We start from the raw sequence: 18706 nt of genomic DNA on the forward strand, positions 1-18706 counted from the left end.
TCACCGCCGTTTCTTAATGCTTCTGTTCTACTGTGATATCTTCATTAAAGTATTTTTCAGAGAGTTTTTTCAGTGTTCCGTCTTTACGCAATTCATCTAGCGCCTTATTGACTTTTTTGCGGAGCTTGTCGTGCGCATCGTCCTTGGCAAATGGGAATGCAACCTGTTCGTAAACAATCGGATCTCCTGCAAGCTTTAATGGCAAACCGGTCTTCTTGATTTGCGCGATCAATACAGTTCGGCTGTTGACATAAGCGTCTACCCGGCCGTACGCAACATCCTTCAGCGTACCCTCTTGTGTTTCATACGTTTTGATATTGATTTTTTTATCAGGATCTTTGCTTTCAAGGTTTTTCGCGTGGTTTGAACCGAGAACGGCTGCGACTGTCTTGCCTTTTAAATCGTCTACTGATTTGATGTCTGTATTGTCTTTTTTGACGACAATCTGTGTTCCCGCATAAGCGTATGGTTTCGTAAAGTTATACGTTTCCTTACGTTCGTCTGTCACAGCTACCTGGTTAGAAATGGTGTCAAGCTTGCCTGTTTGAAGCTCTCCCATCAGCCCGCTGAATTCAAGCAGCTTCCAGTCCAGTTTCATGTCAATTTTCTTAGCGACTGCTTCCATCACTTCCACGTCAAAACCTGTCAGCTTTCCGTTTTCTTTATAAGCAAATGGGTAACTTTGTCCTGTCGCACCGACATGAAGCACATTGTCATCCTCTTTACTGCTGCTGTTTCCATTGCCGCAAGCTGAGAGCACCGCTAATAATGCAGCAACGACCAGCACTGTCCATTTTTTCATCTTCATTTGATTTTCCCGCCTTTTCTATTTTTATAGATCATGTCGCAATTGTTTTTTCATATAGACTGTGATATGCCCTTTTCCAAGGTCTTGTTCACCTGAGCGGACATATCCTTTTCGTTCGTACATCTCAATCAGCCACGGATGCTTATCCGCTGTTCCGAGTGAGACAAACGGAACCTTTAACGTATCGCGAAGGATTGTTTCCTCCAGCCATTGAAGCAGCTTTGTTCCGATTCCTTTTTTTCCGGTGTCGGGGTCCACAGCAAACCACCAGATATGCGGAACGCCATACGGTCCCGGCTGTTTTCCCCAAGGCATTCTCAAGGTGATGGTCGCGATGATCCGCCCGTCTTCTTCCATGACGTAGCAAGCATTTTCCCGAATATTTTTCAGCACCAAATCCAAATCCGCATGAGCGGCAGCAAAACGAATGCCGAGCTTTCGAATCGGTTCATAAGCCCGCAATGTCAGCTCGAGAAGCTGTTCGGCATCACGTTCAACTGCAAGGCGGTATTGTGGCTTCATCTAGCGTTCCTCCTTACTTTGCATAGCGGTTTACCGGCTTTTCCAAACCGAAGTGCTCTCGTAATGTTGTGCCTTCATATTCTTTTCTGAACACGCCGCGCTCCTGTAAAATCGGAACCACTTGATCAACAAACACTTCAATTCCTTCTGGAAGAAGCGGAGGCATGATGTTAAACCCGTCACACGCTTTCGTATCCACCCATTCCTGCATCTTGTCGGCGAGCTGCTCCGGCGTGCCGACAAAGATATGGTGGCCTCTGGAGCCTGCAACGTATTTGTAAAGCTCTCGTATCGTCATATTGTCACGTTCAGCCATCTCCTGAACAAGCTTGAAGCGGCTCTTCACCGCATTGGAAGCTTCTGCGTCAAGCTTCGGCAGCGGCCCATCAAGCGGATATGCCGACAAATCAATTCCGCCTAAGTAATTTTGGAGAATTTGCAGACCGACAGATGGGATAATTAGATCTTGAAGCTCCTTGTATTTGGCTTGCGCTGCTTCTTCTGTATCGGCAATGATTGGGAAAATACCCGGCATGATGGCAATTTTTTCTGGATCACGTCCGAATTCCGCAGCCTGTTCTTTAATGGATTGATAAAATTCTTGAGCTGATTCCAGGTGGTTTTGTGCTGTGAAGATCACTTCGGCTGTTTTGGCAGCCAGCGCTTTTCCGTCTCCTGATGATCCTGCCTGGATAATGACCGGCTGGCCCTGCGGGGTTCTTGAAACGTTCAGAGGTCCGCGAACCGAGAAATATTCTCCTTTGTGATTCAGCTCGTGCATTTTTTCTTTGTCAAAGAATTCACCCGTTTCTTTATTACGGATAAAGGCGTCCTCTTCCCATGAATCCCAAAGCCCCTTTACAACCTCGACAAATTCCTCTGCCCGCTGATAGCGCAAATGGTGTTCAAGGTGCTTTTCACCGCTGAAATTCAGTGCTGTTGATTCAATAGATGAAGTGACGACGTTCCATCCGGCACGGCCATTGGAGAGATGATCCAATGACGCAAACTGTCTGGCAATATGGAATGGCTCGCTGTATGTAGTGGAGGCTGTTGCTGTCAGTCCGATTTTTGATGTGACCTGCGCCAAAGCAGAGAGCAGGGTGAATGGCTCAAACCTTGTTAATACATTTGGATGTGATTTGCTGTCAATTGAAAGGCTGTCCGCTAAAAACAGCATATCCAGCTTGCCCCGCTCCGCTGTTTTCGCAAGCTCTTTAAAATAATCCAAATTCATGCTCGCATCTGAGGGCGCGTCCGGGTGCCGCCAAGACGCAACATGATGGCCTGTACCTGCTAAAAATACCCCTAATTTGATTTGTTTCTTTTTGCTTGTCATGACGATACTCCTTTTATCATGTTTTTAGGCTGAATAATCCGAAAAATAAACTCCTATATTCCTAGTCGTTTAATATGAATAAATCAAAATGTACCTTTGTCTTGGACGTTTGTCAATGAGTTAAGATTAATTTTTTCTATTCAAGCGAAAAGACCCTTGCGTGACCATGATGGAACGGCATTGATTCATTCAACTAGTGCAACCTCTATATCGGCAAGAAAACTGAGTCTAATGAAGCAAAGACTCAGTTTTCATCCAAGAATTTCATATAAGATTTCGCCATTTCCTTTGCCTTTTCTTCCTTTTCTTCGCTTTTGCAAACCGCCTATCCATTCAGACGCCGTAACGATTGTATAAAAAAACAGCTGACTCCAGATATTCAAACCGGAATCAGCTGATTGATGTGAATTAATTAAGCTCATGAATACTCTCTTCTGCTTTAGCAGAAAACACTTTAGGCTCCAAACAGTCAAGGTCTTCATGAAATAAACTCACTTTTTGGATTTGCCGATTGTCATAGTGGTGGAAATAGTAGTTTCCAGTTTCGTTGCACATCACGGAAGTATATTGCGTATAATGAATTTCGTCTTCTTCCGTTATCACTGCGCCCTTTGGTATCGTCATATTTGCCAAAATTTGAAAAGCGGCTGTTACACCTTTCGTTTCATCGGCCGCCGGCTCTAGATGTTCTTTCAAATAAACAGCTCTGACAAACCGGGAAGGCGGTGTATAATCCCCCGGCAGACCAACAGTTCCTAAGCCTTGGCCAAAAGCGGAAAGGGCTAATCCGCCCATCTCTTTGCTCTCTAATTGCTTCGGTCTGATTCCTGTATATTGCTGCAGATTGGTTACATGCCATATAAAGTCGGGGCTGTTCGTCATGACACCAGGTTGATTATCATAGACTTTGAGGCCGTCTGCTCTCGGTTCTATCGTCAGGCTTCGGCCCGTCCGGTCTGACAATATCCAGTGAAGCGGTAAAACTGTATCCAATAGATCTAATTTTTTCTCTACAATCGTTAAAGATCGAATCTTTTCTTTTACGTCTTCCAAAGACTTACAGACTGACAGCACCCATGTCACAAACTCATGCGGGGCAATGTGAACGGTATCTTCCCGTATCGTTTTTTCGTACTCCGCATAGCCCGGAAAATAAAGCGCCGCACAAGATAAACCGCTTTCATTAACGCCGTCGGCAAATAATATATTTCCAAGTTTTCTCCCCATACCGATAAACGCGTACTGTGTCTGATGGGCCTTTCCGTCAGCTTCACTCTTCCAGCTGTAACGGCGCGGATAGAGAATGACCTCCGTCCCCAGCTGAAATGCAAAATCCATTGTTCTCGCTAATAAATGATTCCGGTCAGCAGTTTCCAATGTAAGACTTGTGCACATTTGATCAGTCCCCTTTTCAATTCAGATTAATATCATACATATTGTGAACGAATTGGTTTTATCAGCATAACGAAAGTCAAATCGATTCGTCAAAGAATTGACATTACATCAAATAAAACGAAAAAATCCAGCCTTCTAAGAGGCTGGATTTTTTATTATTTAGCCAAAACAAGCTCGTGAATCGCATGCGCAACACCATGTTCATTATTGGAGCGCGTTTGAAAGTTTGCGGCTTCCAATACTTCTGGGATGGCGTTTGCCATGGCAACCCCGCAGCCCGCCCATTCGATCATTGTCAGGTCGTTCCCGTTGTCGCCTATGCACATGACTTCCGCCTGTTCAATTCCAAGCAGCTGAGCCAGCTGGCGTACAGCATTTCCTTTGCTGGCTTCCGAGTGCAGAATTTCATAAAAGAAAGGCGCGCTTCTGACCATTGTATATTTTTCTCTCACGTCATTTGGAATCGATGTAATGACGCGGCTTAAGTTCTCCGGTTTATCAATAAACATCACTTTCGGGATGAGGATATCTTTTGGCACCTCGTCAATTTTGCGGAAATGAAGCGGCACCTGTGTCACATAGGATTCGTATACGGTAAATTCGCTAATGTCCCGGTTAGGCGTATACAAATTAGATGAGTCAAAGAAATGCATCGGCGTCTTCAGCTCTAAACTCAGGTCATATAATGAAGTCAAATCATCATAACCGAGAGACAGCTCCGAGACCACTTCATTTGTATGCGTATTTTGAACAAGTGCTCCATTATACGCAATAACATAGTCGCCTTCTTCAATTAAATTCAGTTCATCTAAATATCTCTGCACACCCCCGATAGGCCGGCCGGTGCAAAGCACAATTTTGACACCTTCCGCTTTTGCCGCGTGAAGGGCGTCGCGGACCTCCTCTGTTACTTCATGATGATCATTTAAAAGTGTTCCATCCATATCAATTGCAATTAGTTTGTACATCCTGCATCTCCTTCATGTCGTTTTCAGGCTATAGTCCCATCATATCGTTTTTTCTTTTTGATATTCAACCGGAAGAGATGGTTTTCTCCGAATTCTATTTAGACGCCGCCCTTGTCTTCGGATACGCAAGCGCGGTTTCCGCTTTCTTTCTGCCTTGACGCCGTTTTCTGCTTTTTTCTGTTTCATCAGCAGAAAGCCGGCAGCTAAAAATGGAATGCCGGTTATATTCAAGATGGCAAGCTTCACACCCGCAGCGATTAAAAAGAACCCCCATGAAGATGATGGATTCCGCCTGATCATGACGTAAGCCGCCATTTCCAGAACAATCAGGATGGCATGAAGCACTATGCCATAAATCAGCCATACAAGGGCAAAAAACAATACATAATTCACGATTGCCCCTGAGTACATCATAGCGCGCATCATTTGTATAAACGATAAGGACTGCATGGAGCCGCTGATGACATTAGGGTTATAGATCGTATAGTCACTAAATAAATGTTTGACTTTGAGAAAAGCCCATAATATAAATATCCACTGAATAATATGTAAAACAAGCCCCGCTGCCACCAGTCTTTCAGCTTTTTGATTTCTCATCTTTCTCCTCCCTGCCGGTCTTTGATTCAATTCTCGTCATCGTTTTTCTCTGTCCATTTTGCTTCCATATCAACGTCCCGTTTTCTCCTCTTTTCAGCGTGCTTTTGAGCGGATAATAGGGGCCGAGGTACTGAATCTCGATAGACCCGTCAGTGCTTTGGGAAATCACCTTGTATGCCATAAAAGGCAGCTGTACCTCTCCTCTTCCTTCCATCACTTCCGTTTCCACAACCTCGTCTTCGGTAAATGTGACTGTTGCTGATTTCACGCCGTCCGTTGGCCCGGGGGCAAGCCCCTCATCCCACGTTCCGTAATAAAACGGCGTCTCTTCTTTTTGCTGCTGGCAGCCCGATACCATGATGCATACAACAATTAAAAACAAAATGCCATATTTGTTTCTCAAGGGGATCACCATCCTTTCCTCCTTTTTTTGGGCGAATGCCGTGCCACTGTGCCAAGGACTACATAAGTTATAAGGAATTCACCCACAAGGAGATTGATCATAATGAACCCTTATCAATATTACAGCCCTCAGCTGCCTCAGCAGGAACCTTACTATAGCCACTATGAGTACAATCCTTATCCGCAGCAGGATGTATACGATCCATACCAAATGGATAGACAGCCGGCATTGGAAAGAAGAATCGCAGCACTTGAACGGCAAAATGAACAGCAGTCAAGAGAATTAACCCGGCTGACAAACGAAGACCGCCGTCAAAATCGGGAAATTGCACGGATTGCCGAACAGGTCAATCAGCTAAGCCAGGCTGTTGAACGCCATACACGCCGCCTAAATCGGCTCAATCAGCGCCTCCGTACAGTAGAAAACCGGCTGAATATCCCATTTACTGCAGGGGAAGGCGGTTTCTGAGCGAAACAAAGAAAAAAAGCGGAATACGATTCTCCCATCTCAGGGTTTCGTTTTCCGCATTTCTTATATGTTAAAACGGAACATTTACATAAAAAGGGTTTGTACCCAGTATACAATCTTTACCGTTTTCATTCAAAGATAGAGGGGCTGAGGAAAATAATTGTAGTTCCTCTTTGACGGAATTTCTTTTCATTCAAGTTGCATGATAATACCGACTCACGTCAATCGATACATGGAGGGATCATTCATGCATAATACACAACACGGCTTGCAGCAGCTGAACCAATGCCGCCAAACTGCTCAGCAGCTCATTCAGCAAACACAGCAAAGCAGCCAGCAATATCGCCAAATGCTTCATCAGGAACAGCAAAACATCCAAATGCTGCAGCAGATTCTAAACCACGAACAACAAGCTGCACATACCATTCAGCAAGCACTGCACGGGCATGATATGGCGATTCAAAAGTGCCAGCAGGTTGTCAACATGTGCAACCAAATGCAACAGGAACTTACTGGACAATCCAGCGTCATGAATACGAATGTGTCTACACTTCCATTCGGCCAAAACACGCCATTTCAGCAGCAATCCTATCAGCAGTAACATATAAAAAGCTCAACACAATGCGAGTGTTGAGCTTTTTTTCTTACTGTTCTTTGCGAATATGTATATCCTGAATAGACTGTTTCGGTGCATGAAATCTGCTCTCGGCTTCACTTCTTGCCTCGGCAAAAGCCCGCGCCTCCACATGATCTTTGTAGACATCCAGCTGAATCAAATACAGCGGGCGCACTTTAAATCCATGAATAATGGTCACCGCCCATAACGGGACCACAATAAAAACACCGGGCAGATCGGGCAAAACAAAACCAAACGCAAAAATGAAAAAATAAATGATGCCGTACATGATCCACTTTCTATTTCTAACCTTGATGCCAATAAATAAAAAGGCAAAAAAACTGGTAATGGCAAAAGGCATGAAAATAAACAGCATCCACCAGCTATGCAGCCATTCCCAAGCGGAACCTCTTTTTGTAATTCCCATATTTTTCTCCTCCTATTTACCTATAATAATCGATTAGGCATACCGCGTCACCCATAAACGGGAAAAACTTTCTCCCTTAAAAATAGTGATAGACGGGGAACAGGTTTCTTGCTATATTATTAATTGATAATGATAATCATTACTAATCTATTGAGATACATAGTGGGAGGGTTCTTGATGAAAAAGAACATATTGCTCGTGGGCATGTTTGTGCTGCTTCTCATGTTTGTCAGCGCTTGCAGCGGCACGGCTTCTAAAGGGAGCTCAAGCGATTCTGCTTCCGAAAAAACAGAAGTGAGAACATACAAATCACCAAAAGGGAACGTCAACATTCCTGCACATCCGAAACGCATCGTCACTGATTTTTATGCCGGTGAATTGCTGTCTGTCGGGGCCAATGTGGTCGGCTCAGGCTCATGGTCATTTGATAATCCGTTTTTAAAATCAAAGCTGAAAAATGTGAAGGATGTTGGTGATCCAATAAGCGTTGAAAAAGTGATGGAGCTTCAGCCTGACTTAATTGTTGTCATGAATGAAGAGAATGTTGATAAATTAAAGAAAATCGCTCCGACTGTTGTCATACCTTATAACACAGCGAAAAACGTAGAAGATACAGTCAGCATGTTCGGAGATATCGCCGGATCGAAAGACAAAGCAAAATCCGTTATGGCTGACTTTAACAAAAAAGCGGAAGCAGCTAAAAAGAAAATTGCCGGCGTCATTGACAAAGATGCGACCTTCGGCATTTATGAAAACACAGACAAGGGCGAATTCTGGGTGTTCAATGACAATGGCGGACGCGGCGGCCAAGCTGTATACAATGCACTTGGGTTAAAAGCGCCTGAAAAAATTGAGCAAGATGTCATCAAAAATGGAGAGATGAAACAGCTCTCTCAAGAGGTTATTCCTGAGTATGCCGCAGATTATATGTTCATTACGGATTACAACCCGAAAGGCGAAAGCAAAACACTCGACAAGCTGGAGAATTCCTCTATTTGGAAAAACCTTGATGCTGTTAAACATAATCGCGTGTTTATCAATGACTTTGACACGTTCTACCCGTACGACCCGATTTCTGTCAGCAAACAGGTGGATATCATCACCGACATGCTGATCAAACGGGCCGAAGAAAATAAAAAATAAAAAAACGGCACAGTCATGACGCTGTGCCGTTTTTTATGATTCACTTTAATTTTGATTGTACGGAGTCCGGCATATCTTCAAACTTGACTTCTTCCCAAGTCTCGACATACTTTCCTTTCGCCTTCACCTTCAAATACGCGTTCTTCCGAAGCTCTTTGCCGGCGAAAAAGGTCACTTCTTCTTTTTTTCCGGATGCATTATATCCGTCTAATGTATATTCAGTACCGCCCGGACTAAGATGTCTGCCATCTCGATCAATCTGAACATAGACATCTTGCTGGTGAATAAACGGATTAAATCTGTCTGTAACATCGTTATGAAAAAAGAGAAGCCCGCATATTACGGCAGCAGCCGCCAAGACGGCCAGGATTGCCATTGCTTTTTTCATCTTTGCACTCCCCTTACTTGTTCATTTTTTTCAAATAGCTTGACCGCACCGCGAGGAAGAATAGAAGCTGAAAAATGAAAAACCCTCCGATGGTGAGACTGAGCGGCCCCGCGACATCAGAATAGCCTTCCACAGCCAATGTTCTCAAGGCAAACAGTGTATGCATGACGGCAATGACAAATGGAAAGAAGAAAAGAATGGCCAATTGTATTGTCACGCTTTGTGCCATTTCTCGCTCACTCAGACCGATTTTGGCCAGTGAACGGTAGCGCTCCCGGTCTTCATCTAAATCAGTGAACAGCCTGAAATATAAGAAACTTGCTGCCGCGACAAAGAATACAATTGCGATAAACAGGCCGATAAATAAACTCAGGCTCGGCAGCTGCACCGTATCATAGTAAGTCCCGGCTTTTGAAGCAAAATCAGAATGCACGTCGATATAATTGCCGTAAATCTCATTTTGCAAGGATTGGCTGATCTCAAGACTGTCTTTCCAATGATCATAGCTGTAGCCGTATAATGACGCTTGATCACCGAGTGATTTCAGCTGATCAAAGGTTTGATCATTCACCGCGATGATAGCATTCAATGAGATCAGCGGTTTTTTGACTTCTTTTACCGACAGTTTTTGATCAGACAGCTCCCCTTTTTGGTTCAGCAGCTTCAGCTGATCCGGCGCTTCGTTTTTGAAATTGCGGTCATACGTGCCCGGGAAATAGACAGCCTCATCATTTTTCAGGCCGCTCAGCTTAACATGGAAGTATTTTGATACATCCGATTTGCTGATCATGTAAACAGGGGGAACAGTTTCTCCTTCCTGATAGCGAACATAGGAAACATCTATTTTGTCTTTCTTATACGTAAAGCCGTGTGTTTTCAATTCATGGTCAATATCTTTCAAATGAGTCTGTTCTTTTGGATTGTTGCTGTAAGATAAATACTCCATTTCATAAGCGGACTCTTCCGCTCCGACGGTCGATTTGTACATTGCGAGCACGCCTGTCGCAGTAAACGCAACCGCGGAAATAATGCTGACAATAAAGAACAGGCGGGCGTTGTCTTTTAGACGATAGACAAGGTCAGAAACCCAAATGACATTTTTCCCGCGCAGATAAAAGGTTTTCCACTTCTTCAGCGCGCGCAGAATCCATATGCTGCTTTGGCTGAAAAAGAAATATGTTCCGATGACGGTGAGCAGTAAAATGATAAACGGTTCGGCCCCGTGGACATTGCCTTTAAGGACCATACCGTACCCGCCGCACAGACAGGCGATGCCGAATAAGGACAGAAGCACGGACGGCTTAGGCTCCGGCTTAATCTTGTCAGTGCCCTTTATTAATTTGATAACCGTATTTGATCTGACAAAAAGGATCGTAAACTGCGATAAAAAGAAAAATAAGAGCAGAAATCCGCAGGCCGTAATACCGAGCGCTTTCCAAGGCATATACAAAGGCAGCGCGTCCATTTCTAAAATATAAGCGCCGACCGTAAAGAACGTCTTTGAAAAAATGAATCCTCCGATAATGCCGGCTGCAATTGACATGACGCCGATGATCATATTTTCCGCTGTAATGAGCTTTCTCAGCTGCCCCGGCGTGATGCCCTGCATGAGCAGAATGCCGAATTCTTTATTTCTCGATTTCAAAAATGCATTAACCGAATACAGAACAAATAAGAAAGAAAAAACAAAGATCATCCATTCCGCGGCGGTTAAGCCTTTTTTGGCGATGTTATTCAGGTAGCCTTCCTTTAATGCCGGATGAAACAGGAACATCGCAAAGGTAAAGAAAATCAAAACGGAAAAGGCGCTGCTTAAAAAGAATGCAAGATAGGCCCTTTTGTTTCTCGTGACGTTTTTATAAGCGAACTGAAGAAAGGTCATTTGCGTTTCCCCCCAGCATAGACAGCACATCAAGAATTTGTTCATAAAAGACTTGGCGGTTTTCCCCGCGGTAAATCTCATTAAACAATTCGCCGTCTTTTATAAAGATGACGCGGCGGCAGTAGCTTGCCGAAACCGGATCGTGGGTCACCATCAAAGCCGTGACATGATCATCCCGATTCAGGCTCTGCAACGTTTCCATGACGTCTTTTGTCGCTTTGGAATCAAGGTTTCCAGTTGGTTCATCGGCCAGAATGAGTGACGGCTTATGAATGACCGCTCTTGCGATGGCGGCCCGCTGGCGCTGGCCTCCGGATACTTCAAACGTCCGCTTGTTAAGCAGGTTTTCGATACCGAGCTTTGCCGCGATGCCGTGCAGTTTTTCTTCCATGACAGACGGCGCTTCTTTTTCAAGCGTTAACGGCAGCATGATATTTTCACCGATCGTCAGCGTGTCCAGAAGGTTGAAATCCTGAAACACAAATCCGAGCTGCTTGCGGCGGAAATGAGCGAGCTTTGTCCGCTTCAGGCGATGCGGGTTTTCACCGTTAATCAGGATATCGCCTGAATCTGGACGGTCAATCGTTGAAATGATATTCAAAAGCGTTGTTTTTCCGGACCCGGACGGCCCCATCACCGCCGTGAACTCGCCTTCTTCTATTGAAAATGAAATTTGCTTTAAGGCTTGATAGGACACTTGTCCTTTATAGGTTTTATTTATATGTTTGACTTCAAGCATATTCGCCATGAAAATCCTCCTTATGGTTTTATTCTTGTTGATCTGGGCTGCTTTCATGTAGTGCCGGGACGTTCAACATAAAAATCCCCTTGACATAAATCCATGTTATCAAGGGGAAACAAAACGGGCTATGTTGTTTTCTTAACGCAGCCTTACATTTTTGTAAGAAATGAAAATCGAACTGATGTCCCTTCACCGGGAGACGAGCTGATGTCCACCGTATGATTGAGCTTATCTGTAATTTCTTTGACGAGATGGAGGCCGATTCCCGTAGATTCTTGGAAACGCCGCCCGTTTTCACCCGTGTAATAAGGGTCAAACACCCGCTTGATGTCTTGTGAGGGAATCCCGACACCGTAATCTTTGACTTCAAGCACCGTCCTGTCTTCATCGCGGAAGACATTCAGCTCAAGTCTGTCACTCTTGCCCGCTGAATACTTGACCGCATTTGTGACCACTTGGCCAATCGCAAATTTGAGCCATTTGGCATCGGTGTAAATCTGATGATCATCGCAAACGTTCATTTTCGGATAAACGCGATATTGAATAAAAAATCGTTTATAGCTTTGAATGACTGATTGGAGAAGCTCGGATAGGGAAACCGCTTCAATTTTAAAATCCCGTTCAAACAGGTCGAGCCTTGAAGAATAAAGAAGCGTCTCCAGCCCGAATTCAATCTGCCGGACTTCTTTTTTGATTTGTTCAAAAACGGGCTCATCCTCTTCTTGAATGATTAAATTAATGACCGACAGCGGCGTCTTTACTTGGTGCACCCATTGATTCATATACGTCACCCGCGCGTCAAGCTTGGCTTCGGTCTCATGGAGCTTCTGGTGCTGCAGCCGGATCAGCTCCATCTGCTTTTCATACAGCTCTGAACAGAACACTGAAGAACCGAGATACGGGATATCCGTCCCTTCCTGCCCCGAGCTGAGCCAATGATACACGCCGCGGTCTTTGTACCAGCGATAGGCAAGATAACCCGCCAAAATAAGAAGCTGCACGCCCAATATGTAAAACAAGTGAGAAAAAGAATGCAGACCCGCAAACCAGTAATAAAAGAAGACAAACAGCCCTTGAAGGAGAAAAAGCAGAATCAGCACTGCATGAGACCGGAGAAACAGCTTCATGACTGCGCCCTCAGCTGGTAGCCTTCGCCCCGCACCGCTTCAATAGAAACAGGCGCATTCAGCTCCCGCAGTTTTTTTCTGAGCCGCGTGATATACACGTTAAGTGTATTATCATCGATGAATATGTCGGTGTCCCACGTCTTTTCCATGAGACGGTCCCGACTCGTCACCTTTTCTCCCCGCTCAAGCAGCACTTCCAAAAGCTTGCTTTCTTTTTTAGAAAGCTCGCTTTTTTCATCCTGAAAACGCAGTTCAAACCGTTCCACAAAGAGCTGGACGCCGGCATATTCAACCACTTTCTCTCCCTGCTTTGCGGCGTACTCCCCGTACGCCCTCCGGATCTGGCTTTTGATTTTCGCCAGCACAATATCATAAGAAAACGGTTTTTCGATATAATCGTCTCCCCCATTTTCAATCGCCATCACCTGATCCATTTCCCCGCTTCTGGCAGAAATAAAGATGATCGGGCTTGTGGAGTGCTGGCGGATCTGCCGGCACCAATAATATCCGTCATATGCCGGCAAATTGATATCAAGCAGCACCACATCGGGCTTTTCCCGCAAAAAGACATCAAGAACAGCTGTAAAATCCGCGGCGACCACTGTTTGATATCCGTATTTTTCAAGGTAATTCTGCAATAGTCCGCGAATGTCTTCACTGTCTTCCACAATCATGATTTTATTCAAACTGAACCACTCCCGTTTCTTACACTGCTGCCATCATCATAATCGTTTTGGGCGTATGGACGCAACACCGCACAAAAAAACCGCCATCTCGGCGGTTTCTGGTCTCTTTAGCCGACCTGCTGCTTAGCTGCTTTACCGGCTGATCCGAACTCTCTCATTTTGCTTCGCACTGTCTCTTCCACGGCTTCAATGCCGGGTGTCAAATAGCCGCGCGGTTCGTACAGATCGCTGTTTTCCTGAAACATGCGGCGTGTTTCGTCTGTCCACGCTACCATACATTCCGTATTGATATTGATCTTCGCGTGGCCGAGCGTGATGGCTTTTTTGATCTGATCCTGCGGAATCCCGGATGCCCCGTGAAGAACGAGGGGAATATCAGTCATGCGGGAGATAGCCTCCATTTCCTTAAATCCGAGATTCGGCTCACCCTGATATTTGCCGTGTACAGAGCCGAGGGCGGCGGCCAGCGCGTCGATATTGGTTTCTTTGACGATCCGCTCACATTCCGTGATATCGGCATAGCGGACCCCGCCGACCAGTCCGTCTTCCATTCCGCCGACCGTGCCGACTTCGGCTTCTACTGACACGCCGTGTTTTGCGGCATAATCGGTGACTTCTTTTGTCATCGAGATATTCTCGTCAATCGGCTGATGGGAGCCGTCAATCATCACTGAGCTGAATCCGGCATCAATGGCCTGTCTGCAGCGTTCCGCACTGCTGCCGTGATCGAGATGAAGCACGACCGGAACGGTAATCGCCATGTCCTCCATTAACGCGCCTACCATGGCAGCAATCGTTTTAAATCCGCCTAAATAGTCGACCAGGCGATCGGAAGCCGCGGCGATGACCGGTGATTGCTCCTTTTGCGCCGCCTGCAAAATCGCCTTCGTCCACTGCAAACCATTGATATTAAACTGGCCGATCGCATACTGCTCCCGCTTTGCATCTTCAAGAAGCTCTTTCATCGATACAAAAGCCATATTCATCCCTCCTTTATCCATTACATGCTGAAGTATTTTGATACAACATCAACCGTTGTTTTTTTTGCTGTTTGAATGGCTTCCTCAGCAGTCAGCTTATAGTATTCAGGCCGGAAGAGCTCAACCGATACAACATCAGAGAAGCCAATTTCCTTCAGTGCTGATAAGTGGGCATCTAAGTCAATTGCCCCTTGTCCCGGCCATACACGATCCTCATCTGTTAAAAAGCCGATTGGGAAATCTTCTGTATCATCAATATGATAGATGAAGATTTTCTTTCCGTCCGCCTGCTTTAAGCTCTCAATATTTGAACCCATTGCATGGAAGTGAAAACTGTCAAGGACAAGCCCGACATTGTCACGGTTAACTGTGTTTACGATCTCATACGCCTGTTCAAACGTATTGACCGTACATTGCGGATGGCCGACAAATTCAAGCGCGATTTTTACGCCGTACGGCTCCGCGATATCTGACAGCTCAGTCAGCACCTCTACACTGCTCTTTTTGATCTCTTCTTTTACAATCTTCTGCTCTGTCACAAGCGGAACGGCCACCACATATTTCACACCGAGGGTTTTGCATGTTTCCATCATGCCTTTAAATTCAGTGATGATCTCGTTGTGGCCCTTTTCATCACGGTTGTTGAAGAAAACAAGCGCGTTTAGGGCAAGCGGTTTGATGTGATGGGTTTGAAAATATTCCGCAAGATCTGCCAATGAATGATCTTTTAAGTACTCGGGCAGCTTATCCATTGTGCGGATTTCAATATAATCATAGCCGTGCTTTTCGCATAGTTCTAAATCCTGTTTAAGGTTTGAGTTTTCCAATGTTGTCGCTTCATTAAAACAAAGTTTCATGCCAGACTCCCCCATCTGCGTTTTAGATATGAAGGGAGTTCGGCAGGAAGGCTGTCGCCATATCCCGCCGAACTCCATGCTCAGCTTATGCCAGACCTAATTCTTCTTTCATTTTCTTAAGCATAAATCGGCTTGATTCATCCGCTCTTTCATCGACCCAAGCAAATACGGCATTCGTCGCAATTCCGTCGAACTTCATCTCTCTCAGTTTTCTGAAAATCGTATCAAAATCAACCTCGCCTTGACCAATGTCCAAATGCTGGTGAACCGTTACTTTCGCGTCAGGCGGATTGACGATATAGCGAAGACCATGAGCCGCTTTATGATTATAGGTATCTGCAAATAAAACATGTGTGAGGCGGTCGCCGGCTTCGTCAAACATGGTCTCGATGTCGCCTTTGCCGTCATCATAGAAGAACGTATGCGCAGTCGAGTAGACAAGATTGATCCAATCCTTGTCAAGCGCGCGGATCATATCCATCGCACCTTTGTGCGTTTCGATAAAATCGTATGGGTGGGCTTGAAGATTAAGTTTAATACCTTCTTTTTCAAAGACTGGCAGAAGCTCATCCATGGATTTGATAAATTTTTCTTCACTTGTTAAAGGATCATATTTTGAACCGCTGAATTCGCTGTTCATCAAATCCACTTCAAGTTCAACCGCAATTTCGATTGCCCGTTTCCAATTGCGCACCGCTGCCTGCCGGCGGTCTTCATCAGGACCCGCCCAGTGGTAAAGAGGAAGAAGCGATGAAAGCTTAACACCTGTATCTCTTAAAAGGCGCTTTAATTGTTTGATCTTTGCTGAATCGACTTTCGGATATTTATAAAACGGGCAAAAATCCTCGCGCGGAGACAATTCGATATATTCATAGCCAAGCTCCGCCGTTTTATAGACCGTTTCCTCTAAAGTTAAATCATCACGATACATGGATGGATCCAATGCTAACTTCATATTTTCACTCCTCTGTTTTTTAGTTTTGAACTGTTGTAAAAGATTGATAGAATTCCGGTTTTTCCTTCAATTCAACCTTTTCTTTTTGTCCAGATTCCTGGGCTTTTACACACGCGTCAGTCGTGACAGCAGCAATATAGCCGTCCCATGCCGTCGGTCCGCTGACCTCGCCTTTCTTTTGAATCGAATCAATAAAGTCTTGGATTTCCACATCGTACGCAGCGACAAAGCGTCTCTGCCAATCCATCAAAATATCAGTGCTAAATTTGCCTTCTTTTCTCAAGCTGATGCTTGATGGCTCGGGAAGCTTGATGATGCCGTCTTCTCCGACGATTTCGCATTGAATGTCATAGCCGTATTTACAGTTCACATAGATTTCAGCATTGATGACGATACCGCCTTTTGTTTCAATCACAACGATTTGCGGATCTTTTAAATGCGGCAGCGCGTTTTTCGATTTTTTCGGGTAGATGACTTGAACGGACTCGTAGTCATCGTTGACGAGCCAGTGCAGCACATCAATTTCATGAACAAGCGTGTCGACTACGGCCATATCGGTTGTGTAGTTATCTCCTACAGTCGGGTTGCGGTGCGCGCAGTGAATCATAAGCGGTTCGCCAATCACATGGTTATCAAGTGCTTCCTTCAGCTGTACGTAACCGCTGTCATAACGGCGCATGAAGCCGACTTGAACAAGGCGTTTGCCCACTTTGATTTCTTCTTCGACAATGCGCATGCATCCTTCAGCCGTTGTCGCGAGCGGTTTTTCACAGAACACATATTTCTGGGCTTTAATCGCTTTCAGCACGCTTGACTCATGCGCAGGCCCCCAGCTTGTCACTAAAACAGCGTCTACATTTTCGTCTGCAAGCAAGCTGTCATCATTCGGATAAACCGTCGCGTTTAATTGGTATTGCTCAACGACCTTTTGTGCAGCTTCTTGATTAACATCCGTTACAGCTACAATTTCCGCGCCTGACAGCTTGTTCGTGATACGGTTAATATGTTCTTTTCCGATTGCTCCAGTTCCAATTACGCCAATACGTAAACTCATTGACAGCCACTCCTTCTGTTGATTACATAATTTTGCTTTCTGTTTCTTGCTTTACTTGGCTCTGAGGAGATCCGTAGAGTTCCTCTTGAATTTGTTCAAGCGACTTGCCAGACGTATTCGGCGCAAAGAGCAGCCCGATGATCATACTGGCCGTCACACATCCGAGAAGAATTGCAGCCATCGTTCCAATGCCGAAATTGGTGATAATCATTGGGACAAACAGACTCCAAATCCCTATTGAAATACGGACAAGGAAAAACATCAGTCCTTGTGCGGAAGCACGATATTGCGTAGGAAAGATTTCGCTGGCCCATAACTGATAGTTCGCTTGCTGCCCGGCTCCGTTATTGATGCCGATCACGACAATAAACAGGAGCAGAATCGGCAGGCCTTCAACTGGCAGCAGAAACAGTGTCCACCCGATCACCGCCATGAAAGCGGCGATTCCAAATACGGTTTTTCTATATTTGTCGGCAAAGGGCATGAAGATCAAGGCGACCCCCAATCCTGTGAAGATAAACAGCCCCATTTGCAAAAGGTTGGCCATGTTGGCAGATACACCGCCGACCTGCTGATAAATGTATGGCATAAAGAAGCCCATGACCCCGGCAGCTAAGTTCCAAACCAAGTACACACCCATCAAAAACAATATGCTTTTTAGATACATAGGCTTGAGCAAATCAAAATACGATGTCTTATTCAGTACAGCCGGCTTCTCTGCCTGAGCATCCTCCGGCTGATTTTTTGTCTGCCAGGCGTCTGATTCCGGAAGCCTGATTCTCAGGATGTACGTAATCAGCGCAATCACAAGCAGATGGGCAAATACGATTTTATTCCCCAAGAGTCCCAAGTCACCGACCAGTACGGAGAGGAGCAGTACAACGACAGCGCCCGCGGCCCAAGCGACTTGTGCTACGCCGCAATGCCTGGCCCGATTCTTCTTTGGCGCATTTTCCGCAATAATGGTCCATGACGCGGTTATATCAGCTCCTACTGATAAACCGATAATGATGTAACCGCTTAACAACATGGGGAAATTAACCCCGAACAAAACCAAACAAATCCCTAGTGCATAAACCAGCATACTATTGGTATAAACAACCTTCCGTCCGACTTTATCAGCCAGAAACCCGCCAAGCAGCGCGCCGACAGCGGCAGAAATCGCATTCGCGCTCAACGCGCCGAGCAGCCCGATTTGCGTATCGGATAGCTTAAGGTAACTGACCCATAATGATAAACCGGCGGAGCCTGCCACAATTGAACCGGCATCAATATAGTTGGCCAATGCTGCCGCGATTGTCCGTTTATTGAAGGCTGAATCTCCATTGGTATTGCCCATATGTTCATTC

21 protein-coding genes and 1 pseudogene are annotated in these 18706 nt (G+C 45.3%); 3 read left to right on the forward strand and 19 right to left on the reverse strand.

Features of this window, described 5'->3' with window-relative positions:
- Positions 1-13 precede the first annotated feature (13 nt).
- The 8 genes and pseudogenes from NSQ16_RS20655 to NSQ16_RS20690 form a co-directional block, all read right to left on the reverse strand.
- Entirely contained in the window at positions 14-808 is a 795-nt protein-coding gene (locus tag NSQ16_RS20655; protein ID WP_003227109.1) for an amino acid ABC transporter substrate-binding protein, read from the reverse strand.
- Positions 809-832: 24 nt separating this feature from the next.
- Positions 833-1330 (reverse strand): sulfur-containing aminoacid acetyltransferase SnaB, encoded by a 498-nt coding sequence (gene snaB / locus NSQ16_RS20660; protein ID WP_003227107.1) that lies wholly within the window; start codon positions 1328-1330, stop codon positions 833-835.
- Positions 1331-1343: 13 nt separating this feature from the next.
- Positions 1344-2669, reverse strand: a complete 1326-nt coding sequence (locus NSQ16_RS20665; RefSeq protein WP_003227105.1) for an LLM class flavin-dependent oxidoreductase — start codon at positions 2667-2669, stop codon at positions 1344-1346.
- Positions 2670-2854: 185 nt separating this feature from the next.
- Positions 2855-3091 (reverse strand): annotated as a pseudogene (locus tag NSQ16_RS20670) (hypothetical protein).
- Positions 3078-4064: a penicillin V amidase gene (gene yxeI, locus NSQ16_RS20675; RefSeq protein WP_029726152.1), complete on the reverse strand. Its 987-nt coding sequence runs from the start codon at positions 4062-4064 to the stop codon at positions 3078-3080. The pseudogene NSQ16_RS20670 and the gene yxeI overlap by 14 nt, the downstream one beginning before the upstream one ends.
- 155 nt (positions 4065-4219) lie before the next feature.
- Entirely contained in the window at positions 4220-5032 is an 813-nt protein-coding gene (yidA, locus tag NSQ16_RS20680; RefSeq protein ID WP_003227099.1) for a sugar-phosphatase, read from the reverse strand.
- Positions 5033-5071: 39 nt separating this feature from the next.
- Positions 5072-5629 carry a hypothetical protein gene (locus NSQ16_RS20685; RefSeq protein ID WP_003227097.1) on the reverse strand — a complete coding sequence of 186 codons (558 nt, stop codon included), beginning with the start codon at positions 5627-5629 and terminating at the stop codon, positions 5072-5074.
- Positions 5610-6044, reverse strand: coding sequence for a DUF3255 family protein (locus NSQ16_RS20690; RefSeq protein WP_003227095.1), 435 nt, complete (start codon positions 6042-6044; stop codon positions 5610-5612). The genes NSQ16_RS20685 and NSQ16_RS20690 overlap by 20 nt, the downstream gene beginning before the upstream one ends.
- A 90-nt stretch (positions 6045-6134) precedes the next feature.
- Between NSQ16_RS20690 and cotNE the strand changes: the two genes are divergently transcribed.
- A complete protein-coding gene (gene cotNE / locus NSQ16_RS20695) occupies positions 6135-6500 on the forward strand; it encodes an inner spore coat protein CotNE (protein WP_003227093.1) in 366 nt (121 codons plus the stop codon).
- A gap of 247 nt (positions 6501-6747) precedes the next feature.
- Entirely contained in the window at positions 6748-7101 is a 354-nt protein-coding gene (locus NSQ16_RS20700) for a hypothetical protein (RefSeq protein WP_003236356.1), read from the forward strand.
- Between the two features lie 43 nt (positions 7102-7144).
- On the opposite strand, the gene NSQ16_RS20705 is transcribed toward NSQ16_RS20700, so the two are convergent.
- Positions 7145-7543, reverse strand: coding sequence for a hypothetical protein (locus NSQ16_RS20705; RefSeq protein WP_003227087.1), 399 nt, complete (start codon positions 7541-7543; stop codon positions 7145-7147).
- A gap of 177 nt (positions 7544-7720) precedes the next feature.
- On the opposite strand from NSQ16_RS20705, the gene NSQ16_RS20710 reads away from it, so the two are divergent.
- Positions 7721-8686 (forward strand): iron-hydroxamate ABC transporter substrate-binding protein, encoded by a 966-nt coding sequence (locus NSQ16_RS20710; RefSeq protein ID WP_032676946.1) that lies wholly within the window; start codon positions 7721-7723, stop codon positions 8684-8686.
- Positions 8687-8726: 40 nt separating this feature from the next.
- Here NSQ16_RS20710 and NSQ16_RS20715 read toward each other — a convergent pair whose 3' ends face one another.
- From NSQ16_RS20715 to iolF, 10 genes are all read right to left on the reverse strand, one after another.
- On the reverse strand, positions 8727-9074 hold the full coding sequence (locus tag NSQ16_RS20715) for a YxeA family protein (RefSeq protein WP_003227084.1): 348 nt from the start codon (positions 9072-9074) through the stop codon (positions 8727-8729).
- A 13-nt stretch (positions 9075-9087) separates the two neighbouring features.
- The gene (yxdM, locus tag NSQ16_RS20720) at positions 9088-10956 is read right to left on the reverse strand and encodes an ABC transporter permease YxdM (RefSeq protein WP_069703574.1); all 1869 of its coding nucleotides are present in this window, start codon (positions 10954-10956) and stop codon (positions 9088-9090) included.
- Positions 10931-11704 (reverse strand): ABC transporter ATP-binding protein YxdL, encoded by a 774-nt coding sequence (gene yxdL, locus NSQ16_RS20725; protein ID WP_003243557.1) that lies wholly within the window; start codon positions 11702-11704, stop codon positions 10931-10933. The genes yxdM and yxdL overlap by 26 nt, the downstream gene beginning before the upstream one ends.
- A 143-nt stretch (positions 11705-11847) precedes the next feature.
- A complete protein-coding gene (gene yxdK, locus NSQ16_RS20730; RefSeq protein ID WP_015385109.1) occupies positions 11848-12825 on the reverse strand; it encodes a two-component system sensor histidine kinase YxdK in 978 nt (325 codons plus the stop codon).
- Positions 12822-13511 carry a two-component system response regulator YxdJ gene (yxdJ, locus tag NSQ16_RS20735; protein WP_003243527.1) on the reverse strand — a complete coding sequence of 230 codons (690 nt, stop codon included), beginning with the start codon at positions 13509-13511 and terminating at the stop codon, positions 12822-12824. The genes yxdK and yxdJ overlap by 4 nt, the downstream gene beginning before the upstream one ends.
- Positions 13512-13618: 107 nt before the next feature.
- The gene (gene iolJ / locus NSQ16_RS20740) at positions 13619-14491 is read right to left on the reverse strand and encodes a 6-phospho-5-dehydro-2-deoxy-D-gluconate aldolase (protein WP_160221918.1); all 873 of its coding nucleotides are present in this window, start codon (positions 14489-14491) and stop codon (positions 13619-13621) included.
- A 20-nt stretch (positions 14492-14511) separates the two neighbouring features.
- Entirely contained in the window at positions 14512-15348 is an 837-nt protein-coding gene (gene iolI / locus NSQ16_RS20745) for a 2-keto-myo-inositol isomerase (RefSeq protein WP_134983167.1), read from the reverse strand.
- A gap of 85 nt (positions 15349-15433) precedes the next feature.
- Positions 15434-16303 (reverse strand): sugar phosphate isomerase/epimerase, encoded by an 870-nt coding sequence (locus NSQ16_RS20750; protein WP_015250852.1) that lies wholly within the window; start codon positions 16301-16303, stop codon positions 15434-15436.
- Between the two features lie 19 nt (positions 16304-16322).
- Positions 16323-17357, reverse strand: a complete 1035-nt coding sequence (iolG, locus tag NSQ16_RS20755; RefSeq protein WP_014481414.1) for a bifunctional inositol 2-dehydrogenase/D-chiro-inositol 1-dehydrogenase — start codon at positions 17355-17357, stop codon at positions 16323-16325.
- Between the two features lie 22 nt (positions 17358-17379).
- On the reverse strand, positions 17380-18696 hold the full coding sequence (iolF, locus tag NSQ16_RS20760; RefSeq protein WP_160221919.1) for a myo-inositol transporter IolF: 1317 nt from the start codon (positions 18694-18696) through the stop codon (positions 17380-17382).
- Positions 18697-18706: the final 10 nt, after the last annotated feature.

Source organism: Bacillus sp. PS108, from assembly GCF_037963335.1.
Classification (GTDB): Bacteria; Bacillota; Bacilli; order Bacillales; family Bacillaceae; genus Bacillus; species Bacillus subtilis.

Coding starts and splice junctions, on each gene's coding strand:
- NSQ16_RS20710 (WP_032676946.1), top strand. CDS start 7,721: ATGAAAAAGAACATATTGCTCGTGGGCATGTTTGTGCTGCTTCTCATG.
- snaB (WP_003227107.1), bottom strand. CDS start 1,330: ATGAAGCCACAATACCGCCTTGCAGTTGAACGTGATGCCGAACAGCTT.
- yxdK (WP_015385109.1), bottom strand. CDS start 12,825: ATGAAGCTGTTTCTCCGGTCTCATGCAGTGCTGATTCTGCTTTTTCTC.
- NSQ16_RS20690 (WP_003227095.1), bottom strand. CDS start 6,044: ATGGTGATCCCCTTGAGAAACAAATATGGCATTTTGTTTTTAATTGTT.
- NSQ16_RS20705 (WP_003227087.1), bottom strand. CDS start 7,543: ATGGGAATTACAAAAAGAGGTTCCGCTTGGGAATGGCTGCATAGCTGG.
- yxeI (WP_029726152.1), bottom strand. CDS start 4,064: ATGTGCACAAGTCTTACATTGGAAACTGCTGACCGGAATCATTTATTA.
- iolG (WP_014481414.1), bottom strand. CDS start 17,357: ATGAGTTTACGTATTGGCGTAATTGGAACTGGAGCAATCGGAAAAGAA.
- yxdL (WP_003243557.1), bottom strand. CDS start 11,704: ATGGCGAATATGCTTGAAGTCAAACATATAAATAAAACCTATAAAGGA.
- iolF (WP_160221919.1), bottom strand. CDS start 18,696: ATGGGCAATACCAATGGAGATTCAGCCTTCAATAAACGGACAATCGCG.
- iolJ (WP_160221918.1), bottom strand. CDS start 14,491: ATGGCTTTTGTATCGATGAAAGAGCTTCTTGAAGATGCAAAGCGGGAG.
- yxdM (WP_069703574.1), bottom strand. CDS start 10,956: ATGACCTTTCTTCAGTTCGCTTATAAAAACGTCACGAGAAACAAAAGG.
- NSQ16_RS20715 (WP_003227084.1), bottom strand. CDS start 9,074: ATGAAAAAAGCAATGGCAATCCTGGCCGTCTTGGCGGCTGCTGCCGTA.
- iolI (WP_134983167.1), bottom strand. CDS start 15,348: ATGAAACTTTGTTTTAATGAAGCGACAACATTGGAAAACTCAAACCTT.
- yidA (WP_003227099.1), bottom strand. CDS start 5,032: ATGTACAAACTAATTGCAATTGATATGGATGGAACACTTTTAAATGAT.
- NSQ16_RS20750 (WP_015250852.1), bottom strand. CDS start 16,303: ATGAAGTTAGCATTGGATCCATCCATGTATCGTGATGATTTAACTTTA.
- cotNE (WP_003227093.1), top strand. CDS start 6,135: ATGAACCCTTATCAATATTACAGCCCTCAGCTGCCTCAGCAGGAACCT.
- NSQ16_RS20665 (WP_003227105.1), bottom strand. CDS start 2,669: ATGACAAGCAAAAAGAAACAAATCAAATTAGGGGTATTTTTAGCAGGT.
- NSQ16_RS20700 (WP_003236356.1), top strand. CDS start 6,748: ATGCATAATACACAACACGGCTTGCAGCAGCTGAACCAATGCCGCCAA.
- NSQ16_RS20685 (WP_003227097.1), bottom strand. CDS start 5,629: ATGAGAAATCAAAAAGCTGAAAGACTGGTGGCAGCGGGGCTTGTTTTA.
- NSQ16_RS20655 (WP_003227109.1), bottom strand. CDS start 808: ATGAAGATGAAAAAATGGACAGTGCTGGTCGTTGCTGCATTATTAGCG.